We start from the raw sequence: 6724 nt of genomic DNA, 5'->3' as shown, positions 1-6724 counted from the left end.
AGGCTCTGTGAACTGTTCGAGAATCTCTTCGGGAACGCCGTCGAACACGGTGGGAACGACGTAACGGTTCGCGTCGGCCGGCTGGAGGGCGGCTTTTTTATCGAGGACGACGGGCCGGGGATGCCCGAGGAGGACAAAGAACACGTCTTCGATCACGGGTTCACCACGCGAGAGGACGGGCACGGATACGGCCTCTCGGTCGTCCGAACCATCGTCAACGCACACGGGTGGGATATCGTCGCGACCGACGCACAGACCGGTGGGGCGCGGTTCGAGATAACCGAAATCGACCTGCTCAACTGAGGCCTGCACACGGAGAGTTCAGTGACCAATTCGACAGCAGTGGACTGGAGATAGCGCGTCCCGACGATGAGACGCGGGGAACACGCTGGAAGATGGCTCGTCCACTCGCTGCGGTGGATGAACTATGTCGTACGTAGATTGTGAGAGACAGAGTGAGATCTCAGGAAGCAGTCGGTATTGCAGTGCTGAGTGGAGTTCGGAGAGCGGACTCTGGCCGGCGTGACCAGCTCAGTAGCCACCGCCGTCGTCGAAACACCGGCCGCATTTCGTGATCGTTGTCGTGTCGAGTTGTTCGATTGCGGTCTGCTGTAACCGGTCCTCTGATAGGTTGTTCGTGACTCCGCAGGGAGTTGTGAGTGCTGAGTTGCCGGGTTCCTGTTTGTGGATCGTGTTCGTTACCTCGTTGAGGATCTCATCCATACCGAGCAAATGGTATACAAAATGCATAATTTCCGTGCTTGTCTAACCAGGCCTACTAACCGTGATAGATAGAGTCCCACCTATGGGGGTTCTGCGTGCTATAGTAGCGTGTGCAATTGATTGCACAGCAGATCGCACGCAGTCGTGCGATCGAGTGAGCGAAGACGTGCAAACGCTACTATCACTCTCGGCGAAGTGGAGCGCCCCACCGTTCGTTTCAGTCAACGCTTTTTGATCGCGACGGGAGTTGAGCACCGCTCCGCAGTTCGGGTACTCATAGATGAGAGAATCAGCGAGTACGCGAATGATCCAGTCGCCGTTGATTCGACTTTCGTGACTGCATTCCGGACAGTAGAGCGTCACCTTGTCGGGCGTTTGTCGCTCGGAGTTGGAGGTAGCGGGTGCCATTTGGTTCCTTCGACTCCAGATAGACATAACCGTTCGGACTGCAGTCCGGACGGGGGCGGAACCGACGAGAGCGACCGTGGACCCGGGACGGGACTGAGGGCTCGACCGTCGACGCGGCTCCCAACGGGGAGGGAGGGCCTGATCCGTACGTTGCGACGGCTGCAGTCCCGTGAGAGAATCACCTACGAGTCGTCGAAGGTCCGCCACTCCGTTTCAGTCCCCAGAATCTCCGCGAGCGAAGTGACCATCGACTGCAGTTCCCGAATCTGCTGTTGCTGTTGCTCGACGACGTTCTGCAACTCGGTGATCGCCGGTCGCTCCTCGTCGTGCTGACGACTGAGTTCCTCGATGTCCGTCGAAAGGCCTTCCACCGCCTCCGAGAGGTGGGTGATGTCCTGATCGGTCGCCAGGCCGTGATCACGCGGTTCGGTGAGCATCTCGCGGTGGGCAATAATCGCATCAGAAACGCTCTCACTCCCATCGGGCAGCGCGATCGTCAGCGGAGACTCATCAGAGGCTTTCGTATCGGGAGCGGTGCTGTCAGAATCGCTGGATATCTGTGAGTCTGTACCTGCGTCTGCTGTTTCTTCACTCATATCTACCGGGTCGTTCTGGAAGGATAAAAGTGATCGTCAGACACTGACACGCAGAGCGACTGAGAAATCGGCTGCTAAGTGTCGCTGAACACGGGGAGAGAGCCCGAACTCGTCGATCAGTTATAGTAGCGTGTGCAACTGATTGCACAGCCGATCACACGCAGTCGTGTGATCGAGTGAGCGCAGACTTGCAACCGCTACTATATCCACGCTGATTCGTGCGATCGATCGTGATCTGTCGGTGTGGTGAGCGCAGGGCGACGGACATTTGTCGTATCAAGACGGGTTGATCAGACCTCGGTACCGATAGCACGGTCTATACAGTGGCACAGCGAAACAGATCGGTCTCAGCCGCCAGATTTTATTTTATTTGCAATCAAATGTCTTTGTGTCCTGTCCAACGTGCGGAGACGAGACGAAGAGTCGACTTGCGATCATCGAACCCGGCGACCTCAAAGAGGAGAAAGAGTACTGTCTCACGTGCGAGAAATTCGTTGACGACCGCGCCCGACTCCCAGAAGCGCGTGACGACGAGTAGTCGTATGTTATGGGGCGACCCGTCGTAAATATCCATTTTTTGACACTGTGAGAGGCGGCGCACCCTCATAGGGTGGCTTCGTACAGGCAGGGGTCACCGGATCACATCGACATCACTCGCCAGTGGGCGAGAACAGCCCGTGGAGGGGCGTCAGAAGGAGTTCTTGATTTTCTCGAAGAAGCCCTCGCTGATCTCGATGTCCTCGCCGCCGGCCTCGGCGAAGGCTTCGAGCGCCTCCTGCTGCTCCTGATTGAGGTCGTCGGGGGTCACGACCTGCACCTGGACGTGGAGGTCGCCGTGGCCGCGCCCGCGGAGATGGGGCATCCCCTCGCCGCGGATCCGGAACTCCTCGCCGCTCTGGGTGCCTGCGGGGATCTCCAAGTCGGTCGCGCCGTCGACGGTTGGCACTTCGACGGTGGCACCAAACACCGCTTTTGGGAACGAGATCGGATGCCGGTGGTAGAGGTCGTCGCCGTCGCGCTCGAACGCGTCGTGGTCGCGAACCGAGACGTCGATCAGTAAGTCGCCCTTGGGGCCGCCGTTCTCGCCCGGCGCGCCTTCGCCTTCCATCCGGAGGGTCTGCCCGTCGCGGATCCCAGCGGGGATGTCGACCGAAAGCGTCGCCTCCTCGCGGGTGACGCCGTCGCCGCCACAGACCGAACAGGTCTCGCTGAAGGTCTCGCCCGAGCCGTCACACCGCGGGCAACTCTGGGTCTGCTGGACCCGTCCCAGCGGCGTGTCGCGGACGGTCGTCGTCTGACCGCGGCCATTGCACTCCGGACAGGTGGTGACGTCGGCGTCCGCGGGGTGGCCACGCCCGTTGCACTTCGAACAGCGTTCCGGCCGGGTCACCGTGAACTGCTTTTCGACGCCCTCGTAGACCTCTTCGAGGGTGAGTGAGACCTGCGTCCGGAGGTTCTGTCCCTGGCGCGGGCGATCGCGCCCTTGATTACCGCCCCCGCGGCCGCCGAAGAACTGGTTGAAGATGTCCTCGAAGGGGCTGCCCTGCCCCCCACCGCCCATTCCGCCGAAGGGGTTCCCCTGGCCGCGACCGCGTCCGCCTCCACCGCCGTCGACACCGCCGCGTTTTTCGGCCTGCTCGAAGCGGTCGTGCCCGAGTTGGTCGTACATCCGGCGCTTCTCGTCGTCGGTGAGGACCTCCTTGGCCTTCTTGATCTTCTTGAACTTCTCCTCGGCGTCGGCCTCGTCGGAGACGTCCGGGTGATACTTCGCGGCCTTCTTCCGGTAGGCCTGCTTGATCTCGTCCTCGGACGCGTCCCTCGAGACGCCGAGCACGTCGTAGAAGTCCTCGCTCATTCGTTATGGGAATCCTAATCGGTTGAGGTACTTCAACGAACCGGGTCGGCGGAGCGGGAAGCGTGAGACATTTGGTCGTATACTTTTGTATCCGCCGAACGAGAAACGCGGTATGAAAGCCGTCACGTTTCGTGAGCACGGCGACCGCGACGTCGTCGAGTACACCGAGGTTCCCGTCCCCGACGTCGGCCACGGCGAGGTGCTGGTAGATGTCAAGGCCGCTGCACTGAATCATCTCGACATCTGGACGAGACGGGGGCTCGGGTTCGACTTGGAGTTCCCACACATTCCCGGGAGCGATATGGCCGGGGTCGTCGAGGAGGTGGGCGACGGCGTGACGCGGTTCGAGCCAGGAGACCGCGTCGCGCTCACCGCCGGAGTAACTGGCGGGGACGGCCCGACTGACGGGAGTATCACCTCACGGCGCGATGATCCGACGCTCGCGCCTGATTTCAGTATTATCGGTGAACACAGTCGCGGCGTCCACGCGGAGTACGCGGCGGTCCCGGCGGCGAATCTGCTTCCGGTGCCGGCGGGCGTTCCCTGGGAGGTCGCCGGGTCGGCCACGCTCGTCTTTCAGACCGCGTGGCGGATGCTGATCCACCGGGCAGCGGTCCACGCAGGCGAGCACGTGCTGGTCCACGGGGCGTCGGGTGGCGTCGGCCACGCGGCCGTCCAGATTGCCGATCACGCCGGTTGTGAAGTGTCCGCGACCGCCTCAACCGACGAGAAACTGCAGTACGCCGCCGACTGTGGTGCGGATCATCTGATCAACTACGAAGCCACGCCGTTCGCCGAGGAAGTACACGGGATCACCGGCGGCCGCGGTGTCGATGTCGTCGTCGACCACGTCGGCGAGGCGACCTACGAGGGATCGCTCGAAAGTCTTCGGAAGGGCGGACGATTCGTCACCTGCGGTGCGACCACGGGACCGAACCCCGAAGCGGCGCTCAACCGGATCTTCTGGAACCAACTCGAAGTCATCGGATCGACGATGGCGACCCCCGAGCAGGCCGAAGAAGTGCTGGATCTAGTCTGGGACGGCACGCTGGAGCCTCGGATCCGCGCGACGCTCCCGATGAGTGAGTCTGTGCGCGCACACGAGATGATTGAGAATCGTGAGGGCTTTGGTAAGGTGGTCGTAATTCCCGACAGTGAGCGCTGACGACGAGGGATACGTCCACCGACCCGACGGAGTCGACGCCGAGAGCGACGCGGGCACCGGAGGCGACGGCTTCGGCTTTCGGGGCTGGGTGCTGATCGCTGTGCTCGTCGTCTGTCTGCTCGTCGTGCCGGGAATCATCTACGTCCGGCCGGGAATCCTCTCGGCAGTCGGTATTCCCTACATTGCGTCGCTGCTGGTTCTTCCACTGCTTCCTGCCGCAGCACTCGGACTCACGGCCGTCTGGGCGATGACCGCGGCCGGTCGCACCGACGACGAGGGGTGACCGCACTGCCGGGCGCCGAATCACCTGATTGCGCTTCGAGTTGAACGTTTCCGGAAAGATTTATGCTCTTGTGTGTGTGAGACACTCTCGCACAGATGTTTGGACCGTTCTCTAAGAGTTACTACCTGGGCCGACTGTACGTCGAACCCTCCGACCGCGACGTGCCAGCGATTCAACGGGCGGAACACGAGCAGGTGAACGAGCAACTCTACGGCGACGACGGGCTCTTCCGCGTCGACGCGCCGCTCGTGATGAAACTCGACAACGGGCACATTCCGGTCCTCGGGGACGACGAGATCCCCTCCGGCACGCTCGCTGTCCCCGACTCAGTCCCGGACGACGATCTGCCCGGCGAGCGCGGCGTCCTCCTCGCAAAGCCCGATCGCGCCGCTGAACTCCTTCGATACTCGGGCTATCGGTTCGGTGACGACGAGACCGTGGCGTGAGGGGAATGACGTTCACAAAATTATGCCTTTCCGCGCGACAATTCAGCCGACTGCTCGGGGGTAAATTGTTTGCAAGTGGTTCGTAGTTTATTTATCTCGGTAGTAGTGAGGAATCTTGGATTGCTTATTAGTAGTGCCATTGACATAGGTAGATATGATGCAGGGAGACTCCGTAGACTTCGGACCTGGATGGGAGGGGGAGCCCGAAGATCTAGAATGGACAGCGGTCGACTCACTCATCAGCGCGAACCAACGAGGAATGCGCGTTCTTGAACAGTATATACTGAAACGATACTACCTCGAGGGTCATCCGAACTACGCCGAATCAGAGTCGCAGCTGGATACGATGATTGAGGAACACGAACGTCTGATTGAGGACCTCTACGCGGCACGGGCGGCAATTGAGACCTTAGAGTAATGCCCCTTATGTAGGTCGATTATCAGATAAGATACTGACTCAGAAGACTTTTATCTACCTCTGGACTACACCGCTAGTATGAAGCTCGTCGAACCGACGGACTTCGAGATTCTCTCCGCACTCGCCGACGGGCGGCGGAACAACGCGGTCAATCTCGCACACCGACTGGACAAGAACCGGTCGTACGTCAACACGCGTTTGCCGGTGCTCCACGACTACGGACTCATCGAACGTGTCGGCCCCGCGCCGAACAGTGGCCTCTACGAGATCACCGACAAGGGACGAGCGGTGCTCCAACATCGCGACGTGTACTCGCGTGACAGAGAGACGTTCGTCGAAGAGATAGAGAGCTCGCTCGAAGCCAACGCGTAACTGGTTGTTCTGCGCCCGTTGGCGCCGCTGCGGCGACTTACGTTTCGCAAGGTTGGCTGATACCCATTTTTTTATATCTATAGTGTATACTATCGGTATACGCTCGGGCAGGAGGATTATGGGACTTGTAAAGCCAACAGACCTCGAAATCTTACGATTCCTCGCGGAAAGCGGCCGGAACAACGCGGTGAACATCTCTGTGTCACTCGAAAAAAACCGGTCGTATGTGAACACGCGTCTGTCCGCGTTGGCTGATCACGGTCTCGTCGAACGGGTTGGACCTGCGCCGAACAGCGGACTGTACGAACTGTCCGAGGACGGGAGAAAACTCATTGAAGGACACGAAGAGGGGGCTAATTCGGTCGATATCGACGATTTTATCGACTGATTCCTTGTTAGATATTTCACCGTACCCCGGCGGCGTCTCGGTGTGTGCGAGCCGGAGACGCGAGAGCGAT

At 60.2% G+C, this 6724-nt stretch carries 11 protein-coding genes; 8 read left to right on the top strand and 3 right to left on the bottom strand.

Translation table 11 applies throughout. The features are described from left to right. On the top strand, positions 1-303 hold a 303-nt coding region (locus ABEI27_RS10665; RefSeq protein ID WP_375799389.1), incomplete at its 5' end, for a sensor histidine kinase. Positions 304-531: 228 nt separating this feature from the next. Here ABEI27_RS10665 and ABEI27_RS10660 read toward each other — a convergent pair. Further along, a complete protein-coding gene (locus ABEI27_RS10660) occupies positions 532-723 on the bottom strand; it encodes a hypothetical protein (protein WP_375799388.1) in 192 nt (63 codons plus the stop codon). A gap of 590 nt (positions 724-1313) precedes the next feature. After that, positions 1314-1727, bottom strand: coding sequence for a hypothetical protein (locus ABEI27_RS10655; protein WP_375799387.1), 414 nt, complete (start codon positions 1725-1727; stop codon positions 1314-1316). Positions 1728-2115: 388 nt separating this feature from the next. On the opposite strand from ABEI27_RS10655, the gene ABEI27_RS10650 reads away from it, so the two are divergent. Beyond that, positions 2116-2265 carry a hypothetical protein gene (locus ABEI27_RS10650; RefSeq protein ID WP_375799386.1) on the top strand — a complete coding sequence of 50 codons (150 nt, stop codon included), beginning with the start codon at positions 2116-2118 and terminating at the stop codon, positions 2263-2265. Positions 2266-2415: 150 nt separating this feature from the next. On the opposite strand, the gene dnaJ is transcribed toward ABEI27_RS10650, so the two are convergent. Next, on the bottom strand, positions 2416-3582 hold the full coding sequence (gene dnaJ / locus ABEI27_RS10645) for a molecular chaperone DnaJ (RefSeq protein ID WP_375799385.1): 1167 nt from the start codon (positions 3580-3582) through the stop codon (positions 2416-2418). A gap of 112 nt (positions 3583-3694) precedes the next feature. Here dnaJ and ABEI27_RS10640 point away from each other — a divergent pair, with 112 nt between their 5' ends. From ABEI27_RS10640 to ABEI27_RS10615, 6 genes are all read left to right on the top strand, one after another. Then, a complete protein-coding gene (locus ABEI27_RS10640) occupies positions 3695-4747 on the top strand; it encodes a zinc-binding dehydrogenase (protein WP_375799384.1) in 1053 nt (350 codons plus the stop codon). After that, entirely contained in the window at positions 4737-5030 is a 294-nt protein-coding gene (locus ABEI27_RS10635; RefSeq protein WP_375799383.1) for a hypothetical protein, read from the top strand. The genes ABEI27_RS10640 and ABEI27_RS10635 overlap by 11 nt, the downstream gene beginning before the upstream one ends. A 95-nt stretch (positions 5031-5125) precedes the next feature. Then, a complete protein-coding gene (locus tag ABEI27_RS10630; protein WP_375799382.1) occupies positions 5126-5476 on the top strand; it encodes a DUF5802 family protein in 351 nt (116 codons plus the stop codon). 154 nt (positions 5477-5630) lie between these two features. Beyond that, entirely contained in the window at positions 5631-5894 is a 264-nt protein-coding gene (locus tag ABEI27_RS10625; RefSeq protein ID WP_375799381.1) for a hypothetical protein, read from the top strand. Positions 5895-5972: 78 nt separating this feature from the next. Next, positions 5973-6266 carry a winged helix-turn-helix transcriptional regulator gene (locus tag ABEI27_RS10620; RefSeq protein WP_375799380.1) on the top strand — a complete coding sequence of 98 codons (294 nt, stop codon included), beginning with the start codon at positions 5973-5975 and terminating at the stop codon, positions 6264-6266. Positions 6267-6384: 118 nt separating this feature from the next. Continuing rightward, the gene (locus tag ABEI27_RS10615) at positions 6385-6654 is read left to right on the top strand and encodes a winged helix-turn-helix transcriptional regulator (protein WP_375799390.1); all 270 of its coding nucleotides are present in this window, start codon (positions 6385-6387) and stop codon (positions 6652-6654) included. The last annotated feature ends 70 nt before the right edge of the window (positions 6655-6724 follow it).

It is taken from the genome of Halobellus sp. (assembly GCF_042218505.1).
In the GTDB taxonomy this organism is placed as follows: domain Archaea; phylum Halobacteriota; class Halobacteria; order Halobacteriales; family Haloferacaceae; genus Haloquadratum.
This window is presented reverse-complemented; position numbering and strand designations above follow the sequence as displayed.